The organism is Hymenobacter algoricola (assembly GCF_039539525.1).
In the GTDB taxonomy this organism is placed as follows: domain Bacteria; phylum Bacteroidota; class Bacteroidia; order Cytophagales; family Hymenobacteraceae; genus Hymenobacter; species Hymenobacter algoricola.
Genome location: NZ_BAABDH010000016.1, coordinates 196,114 through 213,754, shown reverse-complemented (window position 1 = coordinate 213,754; position 17,641 = coordinate 196,114). Strand labels below are relative to the sequence as shown.

The following is a 17,641-nucleotide window of genomic DNA, read 5'->3' as shown; positions in this document are numbered from 1 at the left end:
GGTATGCTAAGGCTCCGGCTGGGCCTGCTGGGTTGGGCCGGGCTGCTGGCAGCCCCCGGCTCTGCGCAGGGGCCGGCAGCCAAGCCCGCCCCGGAAACGCGCCGCTACGCCATTGAGGTGGCGGGCCTGCGCGTGGGCACCATGACGGCCACCCGCCAGCCCCAGGCCGGCACCACCGACGCGGTGCTGACCCTGACCAGCGACGTGCAGGTGAGCATTCTGTTCTACAACCTGACCATCTACTACCAGGTAGTCAACCGCGTCCGCAACGGCAGGCTGCTGCTGAGTACGGTGGAGGCCCACACCAACCAGGGCAACTTCAGCTCCCGCACCGAGTGGAAAACCGACCACTACGACATCGTGGCCGACCAGTACAAGCACCACTACCGGGCCACCGAAACCCGGCCCATCACCTACACCGTCACGGACATGTTTTTCGGGGAACCCCGCAACCAGGCCCGGGCCTTTGCCGAGTATTTCGGGGACTACTTCACCCTGGGCCGGACCGCCACCGGCCCGTATGCCGCCCGGCGGGCGGGGCGGGAAGATGAGTACCAATACAGCGGGGGCCGGCTGGTAACCATCATCAAAAAGAATCCGGTCAAGAACTTCGTCATCCGCTGGCTGCCCTAACGGCGGACTATGCTGGTACCACGCCGGGCCAGAATGCGGCCGGCGGCGTACTTGGCGGTAGTTACGCGCTTACTTTTGCCCATGCCCTGCCTCGCTACTTCCGCCCGCTACACGCTTGAGCTGCCCGCCGCGCACCGCTTCCCCATCGCCAAGTACGAGCTGATCCGGGAGCAGCTGCTGTGGCAGGGCATTGCCCCGGCCCAGGATTTCTACGACCCCGGCCTGTGCGCCGAAGAAGACGTGCTGCGGGTGCATACGCCGGCGTACTGGGCCAAAGTGCGCGACCAGCAGCTGTCGGCGGCTGAGGTGCGCCGGCTGGGCCTGCCCCAGAGCGAGCGGCTGGTGCTCCGCTCGTTGAGCAGCTCGGCGGGCACGGTGCAGTCGGCGCGGCGGGCCCTGCACGACGGCGTGGCCCTGAACCTGGCCGGCGGCACCCACCACGCCTTTGCCGACCGGGGCGAAGGGTTCTGCGTGCTCAACGACATTGCCATTGCCGCCGCCCACCTGCTTCACCACGGCCTGGCCCGGCAGATTCTGGTCGTGGACCTGGACGTGCACCAGGGCGACGGCACGGCCAGCATCTTCCGGCCCGAGCCCCGGGTGTTTACCTTCAGCATGCACGCCGGCGCCAACTATCCGCTGCGCAAGGAAGAGTCGGACCTGGACCTTGCCCTGGCGCTGGGGACCGAAGACGAGGCGTATCTGGCCCAGCTCGCGGCTACCCTGCCGGCGCTGCTGGCCCGGGTGCAGCCCGACTTCGTGTTTTTCCAGGCCGGCGTCGACGTGCTGGCCACCGACAGGCTGGGCAAGCTGGCCCTGACCCAGAACGGCTGCCGCACCCGCGACGAGCTGGTGCTGGGCCTGTGCCGGCAGCACGGCCTGCCGGTAGCCGTGAGCATGGGCGGCGGCTATTCCGAGCGGATCAGCGACATCGTGGACGCCCACTGCAACACGTTTCGGGTGGCGTATGAGCTGTTTGGGTGAGGCCGGACTAGAAGTTAAAACAGAACGTCCTGCGAAGCACCGCTTCGCAGGACGTTCTTACCTGACGATACTGCCCGCTACCCTACTCCTTCACAAACCGCTGGCGGCGCAGCTGCCCGCCCTGGCGGACTTCCAGCGTGTAGAGCCCGGCCCGGAGGTCGGCTACCGGCACGGCGCCGCCGCGGTATACTCCCTGCCACACCTGCCGCCCGGTTACGTCCCGGATGCGGACTTCGGCGCCCGCCACCGCCGCCGCCCCGCTCAGCTGCAGCTGGCTGGTGACCGGGTTTGGGTACACTTCCAGGCTGGTTGGCCCAGCAAGGCCATTGGCCGTGGCCAACGCCGTACGGGCCGCGCCCTGCTTGGTGATGCGAATCCAGTTCAGGTTCCAGCCGCCGGCCGGGGCGTAGGTGCCAAAGTTGTAGGTGCCGGCATTTACGTTGACGGTCTGGGCCACGGTGGTCCAGCTCTGCCAGCCGCCGGTGGCCGGAATGGCCACGCTGCCGAGCTGGGTGGCGCCCCCGTTCAGGTCGCACGATACGCGGCCGCCGCCGGGGCTGGCCACGCGGTATTCCACGGTGTAGGCGCCCGAAGTCGGGAAGCTGATGTTGTTGTAGGCCATCCAGTCGCCGGCGTCAATCCAGCCCACGTCCTGGCCGCCGCCGGAGTCGGCGCAGTTTTCCAGCTGTACGCCGCTCATGGCGCTGTAGGCCTCGGCCTGAATCAGGGTGGAGGCCGGCGGCGGGGTGCTGGTTTTCTGGTACACCCGCACGTAGTCGACCGCCATGGTGGCAGGCAGCCTGCTTTCGTCCACGGCCTGCCCGGGCCAGTCGCCGGCCACGGCCAGGTTCAGGAGCAGGAAAAACGGCTTCTGAAACTCCTCGGTGCCGCCAACGCCGCCCGCAATGGTGATTTCGTGGAACTTCACCCCGTCGAGAAACCAGCGGATGGCGCTGGCGTCCCACTCGATGCCGTAGACGTGGTAGGTATTGGCCGACATGGCCGTGTTGCCGCTGTACTGGGCGTGGCCGTTGCTGTCCCAGTGCACGGTGCCGTAGGTGCGGCTGTCGGCATTGACCTGCTCCATCACGTCAATTTCGCCGCAGCGGGGCCAGCCGACGGTGCTGATGTTGCCGCCCAGCATCCAGAAGGCCGGCCACAGCCCCTGCCCCAGCGGCAGCTTGATGCGGGCCTCGATCTTGCCGAAGGTGAACTCCTGGCGGCCCTGGGTTTTCAGGCGGGCCGAGGTGTAGGGCAGGCCGCCCACGGCTTGCTTGCGGGCCGTAATCTGCAGCTCGCCGTTGACCACCGCGGCGTTGGCGGCCTGGTAGAACTGCTTCTCGTTGTTGCCCCAGCCGCCGCCGCCGGTTTCGAACTGCCAGGCCGGGTTGAGGCTGCCGTTGAACTCATCGGCCCACACGAGCTGATACGTCTGGGCCTGGGCCTGGGCGCCGCTGCCGGCCATGATGGCCAGGGCGCCCAAAAGCTGAGTAAGGGTCTTTTTCATGGGAAGGTGGTTGGAAAAGTGGGGACAGAAGAAGCGCGGCTAGGGCGCCGCGGCCGGATAGGAACCGGCAGCTGGCCGGGCCCTGGGCCGGGCCGGCCGCGGCGCAGGCACTGGTACCAGTCAAATATATCTGGACTTAACCGAGAAAAACAACTCACCAAACCGCGTCCAAGGGGTTGAAAGGCAGCTTTCTGCGGATTGCAACGCACTTACCGCACACGCCGGAAACGGGCTGCGGGCGCCATACGCCCCGCCCCGCCCCTGCTGAGCACAACCGCGGGGCAGCGGTTAAAAAACAAGCATAAAACCCGTTGTGCGGGCTACTTTTTTTGCGTCATTTTCAATCAACAGCCAATAATTCTGCCGCATCAACAAAAAAAGCCCCTGGGCCGCCCCGCCCGGCGCCGGTGTTTTCCCGGACCGATCCTGTCCGCTCCGGATTATGGCAAGCCGGGCGGCGGCAGCAGGCGGCGCGGCCGGGCGCTGGTTTCCGCCCTACCTTTGCTTTATGAATCTGCATAACCCCGCCACCGACCTGCCCGCTGCCAACGCTCTGCCCGTGCCGGCCTCGGCCCAGGAGCCCGGTACGGCGGCCCAGCAGGCGTTCCGGCAGGCAGTGCTCGACGTGGAAAACCTGCGGGAGCGGCTGCAGGAGCTGGAAAACGGGCAGGCCGAGGCCCGCCGCCGCTACTGGCAGCAGGTAGGCCCCCTGGCCCAGACGGTGGTGGCCGCGCGGCGCGGCCTGTTTGCTCCGCTCGAAGAAGCCCTGCTCCGACCCTACTTCTCCCGCGCCGAGCACCGGCAGATCGGGGAGCTGATTTTGGGCAATGCCCAGTCCCTGCACCGCCGGTTTGGCGAAGACGTGGCCGATATCCTGCGGCGCCACGCTGCCGCTGCCCCCGCGCCGCCCGAGCCCGAGCCGGCGGCGGACGAGGCGGCCGCCGCACCCGCAAAGCGCCAGACCAAAAAGCAGAAAGCCAGGCAGGCCGCCGCCCAGGCCGAGCAGCAGCACTTGCTGGGCAACACCAAAACGCTGTACCGGCAGCTGGCCCGCGCCAACCATCCCGACCTGGAGCGGGACCCGGCCCGGGCCGCGGAAAAGACGGCCCGCATGCAGCAGATCATCCGCGCCTACGAAGCCAACGACCTGTACACGCTCCTGCAGCTGCTGTCGGAACATGCGCCCGGCCAGGCCGATACGGAGTCGGAAGAGCTGCTGACCCGCTACACCCAGGCGCTGCGCCAGCAGCAGGACGAGCTGAAGCTGCGCATGAACGAGCTCAAGTACGGCGCGACCAGCACCTTTGCCGCCACCGGCAAAAAGCAGGAGGCCGAGCTGCGCCAGATCAAGCGCGGCCTGCGCGCCGAAGCCGACTACCTCCAGCAGATCAGCCAGCTGATTCAGGACTCCGAGGGTCTGCGCGACGTGCTGCGCCAGCTCAGCGCCGCCGGCCAGGAGGTCATTTAGGCAACGCAGCGCCCGGATTAATTCCGGGTACCGCGGATTCGGCAGCAACCGGCCGTAGTTTTACGCGGCCAGTGTGCCGGAGTCCTATCTGGGCGCCGACGGCCGCTCTTTATCTGTCCCGTTTTCTGCAGCATGCCCCACGCACCTTCCGCCCCGCTGCCCCCGCCGCCCCGCGAAGCGTACGTGCTGGCCGGCTGCGCGCTGCCCGATCTGACCGAGGAGCGTATCGGCGCCCTTAGCGCGGAGGCCGCTGCCGCCGATGACCGCCGCTTTCTGACCGTGGAGCCCGAGCGGCTGGCCGTCGATTCGGGCACCTTCCGCCGGCCGTCCGCCCCGCTGCCGTTTCCGACCGTGACGCTGACCCAGGAGCCCGGCGGGCTGACCATCAGCTGCCCCTGCCCGGCCCCCAAAACCCGGCTTTGTGAGCATCAGGGGCAGGTGCTGCGGGCCGTGCTGCTCCGGCCCGAGCTGCGCGTGTTTTTCGACCAAGACCTGCGGCAGCAGCGGATTCTGGTAGCGGCCCGCCACTACGGGCTGGAGCAGGAGCCCAACCCGGCCGACTATTTCCGGCTGGAGTACGCCGACCAGAAGCTGGAAATTATGCCCCGCCTGCCCGGCCTGTACCCGCTCACCGCCGACGCCCGGCGCCAGCTGGCCGCCGCCCTGCTGCCCGCCAGCCCGGAAGTCCGCCCCGGGGCGGCAGCGCAGCGGTTTATGGTGCTGGGCACCCACAAATACTACGACCAGCTTACCATTCACCTGTTTGAAGCGGCCCTGACGGCGGGCGGCAAGCCCAAAAACCCACTCACCTGGGTGGCGGCGCTGGATGCGGGGCTGGCGGGCACCAACGCGGCGGAGGGGCGGTTTTACGCCGGCGTGGCCCGGCTGCAGCAGCCCGGCGCCGGCAGCCCCGCCGCCGAGGCCGAAGCCCTGCGCGCGGTGGTGCTCAATCCGCTGGGGCTGCCGGTGTTCGGGAGCCGCACTACCGTATCCGAAAAAACCACCGCCCAGAACCTGACGCCGCTGACTTTGGCTGCCGGCCGGGTGGAAGTGGCGCTGACGGTGCGGCTCCGGGCGCCGTTTTACGAGGTGGCGGCGAGCGTGCAGCTCAACGGGCAGCCCCAGGAGCTAACGGCGCTGCCGGTGAAGTACGGCCGGTTCGTGAGCCAGGGCCTCACCTGGTACCTGGTGGAGCAGCCGGCGGTGCTGCCCGTGCTGGCTTTTTTTCGGACCCGCCCCGGCGGCCTGCTGCTGCACCGCTCGGCTTTCCCGGCCTTCGAGCAGGATATTCTGGCCCGCCTCGGCCGGCACGTGGCGGTAGCCTACCCCGGCTCGGCGCCGGCCACGCCCGCCCAGCTTGCCGCGGGCGGCTTTGCCCAGGCCCCCGAAAAGCTGCTGTACCTGACCGAATCCGGCGACTACGTAGACCTGGTGCCGGTGATGAAGTACGGGGCGGTGGAAGTGCCGGTCCTCTCGCGCAACGCCGTCTACGCCACCGACCCCGGCACGGGCAAGGGGTTCACCGTGGCGCGCGACGCGGCGGCCGAAATTGACTTTATGGCCCTGCTGGTGCGGCAGCACCCCGACTTTGCCGGGCAGCTGGGCCGCGAGTCGCTGTCGATGTCGCGGCGGCAGCTGCTGGCCGACGACTGGTTTCTGGAGGCCTTTGCCGTATGGCACCAGCAGCAGGTGACGGTGCTGGGCTTCAACGAGCTCAAGAACAACAAGCTCAACCCCTACAAAGCCACCGTAACGGTGCGGGTGGGTACGGAAGTCAACTGGTTCGACACTGAGCTGCACGTGCACTTCGGGCCCCAGAAAGCGCCGCTGGCCAGCATCCTTAAGGCCCTGCGCAACCGCCGCCGCTACGTGCTGCTCGGCGACGGCACCCACGGCCTGCTCCCCCAGCACTGGCTCGACCGCCTGCCGCGCTACCTGGCCGCCGGCGAGGTGGTGGGGGAACGAATCCGCACCCCGAAAGTCAGCTTCTCGGCCCTGGAAGACCTGTATGAGCCCGAGGCGCTGACGCCCGAAACCCGGGCCGAGCTGGCCCGCTACCAGGCGCAGGTCACGGATTTTGGCGGCATCGAACCGGTGGCGCCGCCGCCGGAGCTGCGCGGCACGCTGCGGCCCTACCAGCAGCACGGCCTCAACTGGCTGTGCTTTCTGGACAAGTTCGGCTTCGGCGGCTGCCTGGCCGATGACATGGGCCTGGGCAAAACCATCACGGTGCTGGCCCTGCTGCTGCTGCAGCGCACCCGGCGCCCCGGGGCCGTGAGCCTGGTGGTGGTGCCCACGTCGCTGGTGTTCAACTGGCAGGCCGAGGCCGCCCGGTTTGCCCCCGCCCTGCGCCTGCTGGTCGTCCACGGCTCCGACCGGCCCCGCAGCCCGTTCTTTTTTACCGGCCACGACGTGGTGCTGACCACCTACGGCACGCTGCTCACCGACCTGGTTTTTCTGCAGGACTACCCCTTCAACTACGTGGTGCTCGACGAGTCCCAGGCCATCAAAAACCCCGAGTCGCAGCGCTACCAGGCGGCGCGGCGGCTGCAGGCCCGCAACCGCCTGGTGCTGACCGGCACGCCCCTGGAAAACAGCACCTACGACCTCTACGGGCAGCTTTCCTTTGCCTGCCCGGGGCTGCTGGGCAGCCAGCAGCACTTCCGCGACCAGTTTGCCACGCCCATCGACAAGTTTAAGTCCACGGCCCACGCCCGGGCGCTGCAGCACAAGATCCGGCCGTTTGTGCTGCGCCGCACCAAGCAGCAGGTGGCCGCCGAGCTGCCGGCCAAAACCGAGATGGTGCTGCACTGCGAGATGGACGCCGAGCAGCGGCAGGTGTACGACCTCTACCGCAAAGAATACCGGGAGTGGCTGATGGGCAAAGACCCCGAGCACCTGCCCAAACACGGTCTGCACCTGCTGCAGGGCCTCACCAAGCTGCGCCAGATCTGCAACTCCCCGGCCCTGCTCAGCAACGCCGGCGACTACGGCACGTCCTCGGCCAAGCTGCGCCGCCTGCTCCACGAAATCGAGGACAAGGCGCCCCGGCACAAGATTCTCGTGTTTTCCCAGTTCGTGGGCATGCTGGACCTGGTGCGCCAGGCCCTGACCGAGCGGGGCATTGCCGCGGCCTACCTCACGGGCCAGACCACCGACCGCGCCGCCGCCGTAGCCGCCTTTCAGCAGGACGAGAGCGTGCGGGTCTTCCTGATCAGCCTGAAAGCCGGCGGCACGGGCCTGAACCTGACCGCGGCCGACTACGTGTACCTGGTAGACCCGTGGTGGAACCCGGCGGTGGAAAACCAGGCCATCGACCGCAGCCACCGCCTGGGCCAGACCAAGCCCGTGGTGGCGGTCCGCCTGATCTGCCCGGGCACCATTGAGGAGAGAATTCAGGATATGCAGGCCCGGAAGCAGGAGCTGGCCACCGACCTCATTCGTACTGACACGGCCGTGCTTAAGTCGTTGTCGGCCGCCGAGCTGCTGGCGCTGTTCAGCTAGTTGCCGGCCTCGTCGGCCCGCAGAAACGCCACGGCCTGCCCGATTACCGCGGCATCGCGCATGATCCGGTTGTGGCCCAGCCCGGTGGTGGGGCGAAAGTCGAGGCCGGGCCAGTGACGGGCAATGGCCTCGGCCTCGGCGAAGGGAATGGTGTCGTCGGCCTGGTCGTGAAAGAGCAGCGCCCGCCGGGCCGGTACCGCGTGGCCGGGCCGCGTGAGGCTGAAGCTTTCCACCTGCCGGCCGCCCCGGGCTTCCACAAACGCCAGCAGGTGGCTCAGCACCAGGTCCGACAGCTGCAGCAGCTCGGCAAAGCGCTGGAATACGGCCGGAGTGCTGCCCGGCACGCTCAGCAGCACCAGCCGCGGCAGCGCCTGCCCGCCGTTGAACGACACCGGCAGCCCGGCCGTGGCCGCCGCCCCGAACGAGTGCGCCACCACGCCCCACACCGGCCCCACGGCTTCGGCCACGGCCTGCACGGCGGCGCCGTACTCCGGCAGCGTGGTGCGGCGGCCCGGCGAAGCACCGTGGGCGGGCCCGTCGAAGGCCACTACGCGGTAGCCGGCGGCCACTAGGCCCCGGGCAAAGGCGCCCCAGAAGCTGGCCCGGTGCTCCCAGCCGTGCACCAGCAGCACCGTGGGCGCCGCGGCGGCGCCCCACTCGTAGGCGGCCAGCGCCCCGGCGCCAAAGGGAACCGCGAAGCCGCGGGCTTCCTGCAGCGCCGCGGCCTCCCACTTTTTCGGCAGCAGCCGGCGCGGGGTGGTGAATACGCGCCAGGCCGCCCGGAAAGCTAGGCGGGTCGAGACGGCGGAAAGCAGCCGGAAGCCCAGCTGCAGGCGGCGCAGCGCGGGGGGCACGGCAACCGGGCCGGCCGGCGCAGTGGAGGTGGCACGAGGAGAGGGAGTTGGAGCCATGGCCGGCAAATATCCGGCGGAACGGCGGATTGACCGTGGAAGAGCGGATAGCGGCAGCAAAGGATCAGTGGCTGCGGCAGTAATTTTTCGGCCCGGCACCCGCTCTGCCAGCCCGTTACGCACTGACTATCAGCAGTTTGAAATAACTGGACGCAACAACTAAGCAATCTTAGCAGGCCGAAGCCTTGGATATAATTTTTTTATTTATAAATAGTACTCTATTAACCCATCCTGTTTATCCCACCTGTTGCCTCTTTTTACATGCTTCGCTCCCCTCTACCTTTCTGCTCCGCGCCACTGGTGGCTGCGCTGCTGCTGCTCAGCTCCCCGGCCAGCCGGGCCCGGCCGCGGTCTACTGACCCCACGGCGGCCGGCATTACCCGTATCGGCGCCATTCAGGGCACGGGCGGCGCGGCCCAGGCCGGTACGTACACCGTGGAGGGCATCGTGACGGCCGTGTATGCCGGCCTCAACCCCGCCGGGTTTTACGTGCAGGAGCTGGCGTCCGCCTCCGACGGTAACGCGGCTACCTCCGATGCCCTGTTTGTGGCCCAGCTTTCGCCCATCGTGGCCATCGGCGACAAAGTCCGCATCACCGGCACCATCGTGGAAGTGGCCGAGGCCCCCTCGTTCGATCAGGCGGTGCTCACCAAGCCGGCCGTCACGGTGCTGTCCAGTGGCAATGCGTTGCCCGGGTTCGTGCTGCTGGCCGCCACGTCCTTTACCGGTGCTGCGCTGGAGCGCTACGAAGGCATGCGCGTCCAGGTGCCGGTGCCCCTGACCGTGTCGGAAGTGTACAGCCTGCAGCAGCGCGGCGAAATTATGCTCACGACGGGCGGCGTGACCTACCAGTCCACCCAGTTTATTGACCCCAACGACGCACCGGCCACCGGCACCACCAGCACGGGCACCGCCAACGTGCCCGCCATCCTGGCTTACCAGGCCGCCAACACCGAGCGCAGCATCCTGCTCGACGACGGCAGCTCGGCCAGCGCACCCCAGCCGGTGCCCTACCTCAGCCCCACGCTGGGCACGGTGCGGGTGGGCAGCAAAGTGGCCCAGCTGCGCGGGGTGCTGGGCTACGGCTTCGGCAGGTGGCGCATCCAGCCCCTGCCCGGCCCCGACGCGCCGGTGTTCGTGGTGAAGCGCCCCGAGGTGCCCACTTTCGGCCGCGTCGATCTGAAGGTGGTCAGCTTCAACGTGCTCAACTATTTTAACGGCGACGGGGCCGGCGGCGGCTTTCCCACGGCCCGCGGGGCCAAAACCGCGGCGGACTTTGCCCGCCAGCGCAACAAGATCATCGTGGCCCTGGCCCGGATGAACGCCGACGTCATCGGGCTGACCGAAATCGAAAACGACGGCACGGAAACCACCTCGGCCCTGCAGGATCTGGTGCGGGGCCTCAACAAGACGATGGGGGCGGGTACCTACACGTTCGTCAATGACGGGGGCGCCACCCAACAGCCGAACAATACCGACGCCATCCACTGTGCCATCCTGTATAAGCCCGCCGCCGTGCGCCCCCTGGGGCCAGCGTTGGTGGCGGCGGACCAGGGCATCTTTGAGCGGCCGCCCCTGGCCCAGCTGTTCATCACCCGCGCCCCGCACCCCGATACTTTGGGCCTGGTTGTCAACCACTTAAAATCCAAGGGCAGCGGCAGCGGGCCCGATGCCGACCTCAACGACGGGCAGGGCGGCTCCAACAACCGCCGCCGCGCCCAGGCCCGCGCCCTGGTGCAGTTCATCAACGGCACCGTGAAGCCCGCCGGCACGTCCCGCGTGGTCAGCATCGGCGACTACAACGCCAACTACGAGGAAGACCCCATCGACATTATGCGGGCGGCGGGCATGGTAGTCGTCACGCCGCCTACCAGCGCCTCCTACGTGTTTAAGGGCCTCACCGGCTCCCTCGACCACTGCATCGTGACGCCCAACATGGTCGGCTTTATCGACGTGCACAAGTGGAACATCAACTCGGCCGAGCCCATCTTCCTGCAGTACGACCAGGCTGGCGGCGCCACCGATTTCGCCAGCCCCTTCCGCTGCTCCGACCACGACCCGGTGCTCATTGGCGTAAACTTCGCGGGGCTGGCCCCGAGCAGCGTATCGGCGGCGCGGCTGTACGTGTATCCCAATCCGGTGGGAGGAGCCAGCCTGTTCAGTCTGAGCAGTCTGCCCGCCACTACCGGGCCGCTGAGCCTGGAAATCTCCCTGCCCCAGGGGGCGCCCATGCTCCGCTTGTCGGGACCGGTGGCGCTGCTGCAAACCGAGCTAAACCGCTCGACGGCCCACCTGGCCCCGGGTATTTACCTGCTGCGGCTGAAGGGCCGCAATCTCAACCAAACCCAGCGTATTATGAAGGAATAGCGCCTGGACTTTTCCCGTTTGCAACAGCTCCGCGGCCCCGGCATTTGTCGGGGCCGCTGGGTTTGGGGGGGGGCTGATCCGGTGGCATTTACCAGCGGAGCTTCATCGTTTTATTTCTAGTTTTTTTTGTAAATTGTACTACTGTCTTACCAGCAGTGCCTCGCCCGAGTATACCTCACTTTTTACCACCCCACACCATGCAAAATGTTCTTGTCCCCACCGACTTTTCGGTGGAAGCGCGCAATGCCCTGGAGGTAGCGCTGCAACTGGCCCAGCGTACTGGTGGGCAGGTTACCCTGCTGCACGTAGTTGACCTGCCCCGGACCTCCGGGATGATAACCACGGGCGGCGTGGCCAGTGCCTCGGCCCGGCAGGGCGTCTTTATCGTGCAGCTGCTGCAGCGCATCAAGCGCCGGATGCACGAGCTGATGGCCGATGTGGCCCGGCTGGCCCCCGATGTGGCCATGCAGGACCGGATTGCCACCGGCCACGACGTCGACGAAGCCATCCTGGACGCTATCGGCGAGCTGCACATCGACCTGGTGGTAATGGGGGCCCGGGAGCATGCGCCGGCTTTTCACCTGTTCACGCCCGACTCCCACCCCGAGCGGCTTGTGCGGCTGGCGCCCTGCGCCGTGCTCACGGTAAAGCACCCCGCCCCGCACTTCGAGGTGCGCTCCATCGTATTTGCTTCCGATTTCTCCCACGAGGCCGACCGCCTGATGCCCCAGCTGCGCCACCTGTGCATCACCTTTCCCGAGGCGACGCTGCACCTGCTCGACGTTGAAACCAGCGCCGAGGGCTACGCGGCGGCCCTGGACCGCGTCCACGCCTTTGCCGACCGGCACCAGCTGGCCGCCTACGAGGCCGACGTGTTCAACGCCCCCCAGGTCCGGGCCGGCATTCCGCGCTTCGCCGAGGAGGCCCACGCCGATCTGGTGGTGATGCTCACCCATGGCCACACCGGCCTGCAGCACCTGCTGCACGGCAACCTGGCCGAGGGCGTCGCCGTGCAGGCCGCGGCGCCGGTGCTTACCTTCCACCCGCAGGAGCAGTAGCACCAGCTGCTACCGATTAGCGGCAGCCCGTTACCTGGCGGGAGTTTTTTGCGCCGCTTTCCGGTTCTTGCGGCATGGAATACTTTGTGGCCAAGCAATCGGTCGTGCGCACCATCTGGGGGAAGGCCGATACGGTGCTGTTTATCTTTGCCGGCGCCGCGGCCGAATTTGCCCTGAACAAAGCCGTCGACTGGCTTTATTTTACCGGCCGCCTGCCCGCCGATCCGCTGGCCCGCTTGTTTTCCACGGTAGAGTACGCCCGGCAGATCGTGTTTGCCGAGCGCCTTGGCGCTGAGCGGGCCATCGACACCATTGCCGCTATCCACGGGGCCGTGGAAGCCAAGCGCGGCCAGGCCATCCCCGACTGGGCCTACCGCGACGTACTGTTTCTGCTCATCGACTATTCCATCCGGGCCTTCGAAGTGCTGGAGCGCCCGCTCACGGCCGCCGAGAAAGAGGAGGTATTCGACGTATTTGCCCGCGTGGGCCGGCGCATGGGCATTCCCGAGCTGCCCGCCTCGTACCCCGCCTGGCTGGTGGTGCGCCAGCAGCACCTGGCCGCCGACCTGGAATACAGCCGCTTCACCACCGACCTCTACCAGCAGTACCGCCGCCACCTGGGGGCGGGCCGCTACTGGCTGCTGCTGCACGCCCAGCGCCTGGTGGCGCCGCCCCTGGTGCGCGAGCTGCTGAATTTGGGCCGCGCGTCCTGGTTGCGGCCGGTGCTGCCCTTCTACCGGCTCACTCAACATCTGGCCCCGGGCCGCTGGGCCAAAGCGGTGCTGCTGCCGCCCGCTTATAAAGCCAAGATCCTGGCTCTGGACCAAGAGCCCGGACTAAGCGAAACCCACTCCCCCAGCCCGGCAGAGTAGCCCGGCTTGGTGACGCAACCCAGGCGGGGCCAGGAGCATTACCCCGCCGCCGCCACTTCCGCCGGCCAGTTTACCTGCCGCAGCAGCACCCGCAGCTCCGCCTCCGAGGCCACCCGGCCCTGGAAGCTGTAGAGCAGCCGGCCTTCCACGGCTTCGAGCAGGGTCATTTCCCCGTCGTCGTAGAGGACGATGGTTTCCTGCCCGCACTCGCTGGGGCGGCTGTAGCGCTGCTGCCGGGGTGGGGCGGCGTAGGGCCGGAAGCCGAACGAGTGCAGCAGCTCCGCGGATGGCTGATAGTCGGGAATCATGAAAGGGAGCCCGTGGAAAGGACGCAGCGCCGGAAGGCCCTGCGGTAAACTAGCCGGCCGGGGGCGCTGCCTGCCCTCTAGGGCAGGTAGCAGCCTCAAGCCGGCCGGGCCGGTTAAGTTCAGTATTCGGCGGTAGAGTTCCTACGAGGAGCGGCAGACGCCGGCCGCTTTGCCGACCAGCCAGCAGCCGAGCTAAGCTGCCAGCCAGCGGCCGGGGAGCTGGGCACCAGGGAGCCCACGGTGGCCGGATTACACAGAAACTCTTCGGAGAAAGAAGCCATAGCGTAGCAATTAACGGCAGAATCCCCGGCGGCCGGTCCTGTTCCTACGGCTGAACCCGCAACGGGATTACTGCCACCCGGCGCAGGTGCCGCTAACGTCAGAACCCGGGGCAAGATCTAGGAGCTACACGAGAGCGTGGCGGCGCCGGGCTTGTCGCGCGCCCACTCCGGCCGCCGGGCCGCCAGGGCTTCGTGCGCGGGGTGCTCGTCGAAAGGCTTTTGCAGCACGGCCAGCAGGGTTTCGAGCAGGGTCAGGTCGCCGGCTTCGGCGGCTTCGGTGGCCTGCTGGGCCAGGTAGTTGCGCAGCACGTACTTGGGGTTGGCCGCCAGCATCCCGGCCCGGATGGCCTCCACGCCGGCCGTTTCCTGCCGCAGCCGGGCGGCGTAGCGTCCCAGCCAGGTGCGCAGGGCGGCGTGTACCGGCCCCGGCTCGGGCAGGTAAGAAGCTGATTCCACCAGCTCCTCGAAGGCGGCTTCTTCCTGGGCCGGCTCCCACAGCACCGGCACCAGGTGCGAGAGGCGGCGGAAAAATACGGTCATGTCCATTTCCGAGGCCGTCAGCCCCTGGGGCAGGTCGGCCAGCAGGGCCGCATCGGCCGCCTGCCCGGTGCTCAGGCCCAGCTTGCGGCGCAGCAGCTCGTGCTGGGTGGTGAGGAAGGTGTCGCGGTAGGTGTTCAGCGCCTCGTTCAGCCCGGCCACGTCGGACACCAGGGGCGTGAGGGCGCGGCCCAGCTGGGCCAGGTTCCAGAGGGCCACCTGGGGCTGCTGCCCGAAGGCGTAGCGGTGCTGGCTGAAGTCGGTGGTGTTGGGCGTCCAGCCCGGCTCGTAGGGCTCCAGCCAGCCGTAGGGGCCGTAGTCGATGGTCAGACCCAGGATGGACATGTTGTCCGTGTTCATCACCCCGTGCACAAAGCCCACCGTCATCCAATGCGCCACCATCACCGCCGTGCGCCGGCATACCTCCGCAAACCACTGCCGGTATCCCTCCGCCGACGGCGCCCCCAGCTCGGGGTGGTGGTGGCGGATAACGTAGTCGGCCAGGGTCCGCAGGTTGTCAGTTTCCCCAGTTGCGGTCAGCAGCTGGAAGTTGCCGAAGCGCACGAACGTAGGCGCCACCCGCGCCACAATGGCGCCGGGCTCGGGCTGGGCATTGCCGTCGTAGAACATGTCGCGCACCACCGCGTCGCCGGTGCTCACCAGGCTCAGCGCCCGGGTGGTGGGCACGCCCAGCGCGTGCATGGCCTCCGAGCACAGAAACTCCCGCACCGAGGAGCGCAGCACCGCCCGGCCGTCGGCGCGGCGCGAGTAGGGCGTGGGGCCGGCCCCCTTGAGCTGAATTTCCCAGCGGCGGCCGTCCGGGGCCAGCACCTCCCCCAGCGACATGGCCCGCCCGTCGCCGAGCTGCCCGGCCCAGCTGCCAAACTGGTGGCCGCCGTAGCGGGCGGCAAACGGCTGCATGGTGGCCGTCACCAGGTTGCCGGCCAGCGCATCCACGGCCCGGCCCGCAGCCGGTGGCCGGGCTACGCCCAGCGTGGCCGCCAGCGCGTCGGACCAGGCCAGCAGTCGGGGCTCGCGCACCGCGGTGGGCTGCACCCGCGAGTAGCACACCCCCGGCACCTGCCGCGGCCGGGCATCGGCGGTTTCCTCGCCCGGCAGCTCGGCCACGAAGGAGTTGAGAAAATCTAGCTGATCAAACTGGGACTGGGCCATGAGAATCGGAATAAGAAAGCGAACCAAAGGGCTGCAAAGCTAAAGCGCGCAAATCAGTTCCCCGCCGCCCGCCGCCGCCGGGCTTACAAGCAGGCTCTTTTGCCCGCTTGTAAGCCGCCGCCAACTTTTCCTTTTCCTGCTGAGTGCTGCACCGGGTTGGTCCGGAGCCCAGTCGTCCCGGCGCCCCTTCCCGCCGCCTCTGCTTTGCTCATGCCCGATTCCGCCGCCCCTGCTGAGCAGCTCACTCAGGTACGCACCGAGCTGACGCCCGCCGGCATTCCCGTGCTGGCAGCGGCCGACTACGGCCTGGGCCTCGACGTGGCCCGCTACGGCCCCGAGCTGTTCCAGATGTTCCGCCGCTTTCACGGCCACACCGCCGGTTCGGGCATGGGCCTACCTGGTCAGCCGCATCGTGCGGCAGGCAGGCAGGCAGGCAGGCCACATCGAAGTGAGCCGCACGGTGGGTGCAGGCACCACCTTCCGGATTCGGCTGCCCGCCCCCCCTCTCCGCCGTCTGAGGCCGGGCCGCCCCCGAAAAAGCCCCGCCGGCCTGGTGCCAGCGGGGCTTTTTCAGCATTCAGCAGAACGGCAGCAGCCTTATTTTTTAGGCGTCGGCCCCACTTCAACCAGCGCGTTGGCGGGTAAGTCCAGCTCCCGCGAGGTTTGAAACTCGGGCACCTTTTCGGCTTGCTCCTCCACCCGGCGCTGCACAATGCGCAGCTGCCGGCCGCCCACGTTCATCACGGCCAGGTCGGCGCTGGCGCCGGTGCCGGGGTCGTAGCTGCGGAAGCCCAGCAGCATCCCGCTGGGGAAGCCGGCCAGCTTGGCTTTTTCCTTGTCCACCACGTCGGGCTTGCCGGTAAACTGGCCCAGGTCGATATCCTGGGTTTTGGCGCCCTGCAGAACCAGGTGGGCGGTAGTTTTGGGGCCGCTGGGGCCATCGGCGGCCGCGCCGGGCTTGAAGCGAAACGACACCTTCACCGTCTGGGTGGCCGCCGCCGCCGCCGCTGCGGCCGGCGGGGGCGTTTCGACCGGGGGCGTCGCGGCCGCCGCGGCTACCGAGTCGAGCATGAGGGGCGCCGCCGCGGCCGACTCAGGGGCGGCCGTGGTGCCGGCCTGCTCCGCGGCGGGCGGGTTCTGGTTGCAGCCGACGGTGAGCACGCACAGCGCGGCGGCCAGAAGAGAGTGGGGAACGAGTTTCATACGCGAAAAAAGCAGAAAGCCGGATGTGGCATTACGGCGCCAAGATTAAGCATAATCGGGCGGCTAACCATTATCCGGGCCGGATAATTGCGCCGCGTCGACCCGGCTACTTCCGCCAGGGCCGGTGCCGGTCATACACCAGAAAGCCCAGTCCCAAGAGTGCCTGCCCCGTGCGCTGCCGGTAGGCGTAGGTCTGCCCACCGTACCGTAGCTCCTGGGTGTAGGGCGTCAGGCTATGCTCGTAGCGGGCCGTCAGATCGAAGCGGCCCAGCTGCAGGCCCACGCCCAGCTGGGCCAGCGCCTGCACCCGCACCACGCTGCGGTTGAAGCTGCCGTACAACTCCTGAAGCGGAGAAGTAGCCCCGTGGGTATCCTTTTCGCGCTGGTTAACAGCCAGCAGCGGCCCGGCCAACACGTAAAAGCGCCGGCTCAAGTGCAGCCCAGCCAGCAGCGCCACCTCGGCCCGCCGCAGCCGCGGGTAAAGGTAGCTCACGTCGGGATACACCAAGTTGACGTCGGGCCGGGAGAAATACGTTATACTCGACTGGTTGCCCAGCACCGAGGTGTAGGCCAGCTCGGGCTGCACGAAGGCCTTGCCCGCGCCCAGCCCAATGCGGGCATAGGCGCTGAAGCGGTTGCCGGTATCGTCAAGGCGGGAGCCGTCGTCGTCGGTGCGGATGGTGTACTGCTCCACCTGAATCAGGCGCTGGCGAACCCAGGTCTGGCTGATGTTGGCACTGGCGCCCACGCCCACCGCTTCCAGCTGCTGGGCCGAAGTGGTAGAAGCGGCCAGCATAAGGGCGCTACCAGCAAGCAGAGTTGAGAATTTCATAAT

At 67.9% G+C, this 17,641-nt stretch carries 13 protein-coding genes; 7 read left to right on the top strand and 6 right to left on the bottom strand.

Translation table 11 applies throughout. The features are described 5' to 3' along the window. Nucleotides 1-3: 3 nt before the first annotated feature. Complete coding sequence (locus ABD842_RS05015) at nucleotides 4-633, top strand: DUF6134 family protein (RefSeq protein ID WP_345110909.1); 630 nt, start codon at nucleotides 4-6, stop codon at nucleotides 631-633. 81 nt (nucleotides 634-714) lie between these two features. Then, on the top strand, nucleotides 715-1,617 hold the full coding sequence (locus ABD842_RS05010; protein WP_345110906.1) for a histone deacetylase family protein: 903 nt from the start codon (nucleotides 715-717) through the stop codon (nucleotides 1,615-1,617). An 82-nt stretch (nucleotides 1,618-1,699) separates the two neighbouring features. On the opposite strand, the gene ABD842_RS05005 is transcribed toward ABD842_RS05010, so the two are convergent. Next, on the bottom strand, nucleotides 1,700-3,124 hold the full coding sequence (locus tag ABD842_RS05005; RefSeq protein ID WP_345110904.1) for a carbohydrate-binding protein: 1,425 nt from the start codon (nucleotides 3,122-3,124) through the stop codon (nucleotides 1,700-1,702). 508 nt (nucleotides 3,125-3,632) lie between these two features. Here ABD842_RS05005 and ABD842_RS05000 point away from each other — a divergent pair. Together ABD842_RS05000 and ABD842_RS04995 are read left to right on the top strand one after the other, a co-directional pair. After that, nucleotides 3,633-4,592: a J domain-containing protein gene (locus tag ABD842_RS05000; RefSeq protein WP_345110902.1), complete on the top strand. Its 960-nt coding sequence runs from the start codon at nucleotides 3,633-3,635 to the stop codon at nucleotides 4,590-4,592. Between the two features lie 132 nt (nucleotides 4,593-4,724). Next, nucleotides 4,725-8,096, top strand: a complete 3,372-nt coding sequence (locus tag ABD842_RS04995) for a DEAD/DEAH box helicase (protein ID WP_345110900.1) — start codon at nucleotides 4,725-4,727, stop codon at nucleotides 8,094-8,096. Here the strand turns inward: ABD842_RS04995 and ABD842_RS04990 are convergent. Further along, nucleotides 8,093-9,007: an alpha/beta hydrolase gene (locus ABD842_RS04990; protein WP_345110898.1), complete on the bottom strand. Its 915-nt coding sequence runs from the start codon at nucleotides 9,005-9,007 to the stop codon at nucleotides 8,093-8,095. The two genes, ABD842_RS04995 and ABD842_RS04990, sit on opposite strands and share 4 nt — an antisense overlap. Nucleotides 9,008-9,268: 261 nt before the next feature. Here ABD842_RS04990 and ABD842_RS04985 point away from each other — a divergent pair, with 261 nt between their 5' ends. The 3 genes from ABD842_RS04985 (at nucleotide 9,269) to ABD842_RS04975 (ending at nucleotide 13,304) form a co-directional block, all read left to right on the top strand. Then, complete coding sequence (locus ABD842_RS04985; RefSeq protein ID WP_345110896.1) at nucleotides 9,269-11,374, top strand: ExeM/NucH family extracellular endonuclease; 2,106 nt, start codon at nucleotides 9,269-9,271, stop codon at nucleotides 11,372-11,374. A 197-nt stretch (nucleotides 11,375-11,571) separates the two neighbouring features. Continuing rightward, on the top strand, nucleotides 11,572-12,432 hold the full coding sequence (locus ABD842_RS04980; RefSeq protein ID WP_345110893.1) for a universal stress protein: 861 nt from the start codon (nucleotides 11,572-11,574) through the stop codon (nucleotides 12,430-12,432). A 74-nt stretch (nucleotides 12,433-12,506) separates the two neighbouring features. Next, a complete protein-coding gene (locus ABD842_RS04975) occupies nucleotides 12,507-13,304 on the top strand; it encodes an oxygenase MpaB family protein (RefSeq protein WP_345110890.1) in 798 nt (265 codons plus the stop codon). Nucleotides 13,305-13,342: 38 nt separating this feature from the next. On the opposite strand, the gene ABD842_RS04970 is transcribed toward ABD842_RS04975, so the two are convergent. From ABD842_RS04970 to ABD842_RS04955, 4 genes are all read right to left on the bottom strand, one after another. After that, complete coding sequence (locus ABD842_RS04970) at nucleotides 13,343-13,612, bottom strand: hypothetical protein (protein WP_345110887.1); 270 nt, start codon at nucleotides 13,610-13,612, stop codon at nucleotides 13,343-13,345. 398 nt (nucleotides 13,613-14,010) lie between these two features. Continuing rightward, a complete protein-coding gene (locus ABD842_RS04965) occupies nucleotides 14,011-15,630 on the bottom strand; it encodes a protein adenylyltransferase SelO (RefSeq protein ID WP_345110884.1) in 1,620 nt (539 codons plus the stop codon). A 570-nt stretch (nucleotides 15,631-16,200) separates the two neighbouring features. After that, nucleotides 16,201-16,806, bottom strand: a complete 606-nt coding sequence (locus ABD842_RS04960) for a hypothetical protein (RefSeq protein WP_345110881.1) — start codon at nucleotides 16,804-16,806, stop codon at nucleotides 16,201-16,203. 106 nt (nucleotides 16,807-16,912) lie between these two features. After that, entirely contained in the window at nucleotides 16,913-17,638 is a 726-nt protein-coding gene (locus ABD842_RS04955; RefSeq protein ID WP_345110879.1) for a porin family protein, read from the bottom strand. Between the last annotated feature and the right edge of the window lie 3 nt (nucleotides 17,639-17,641).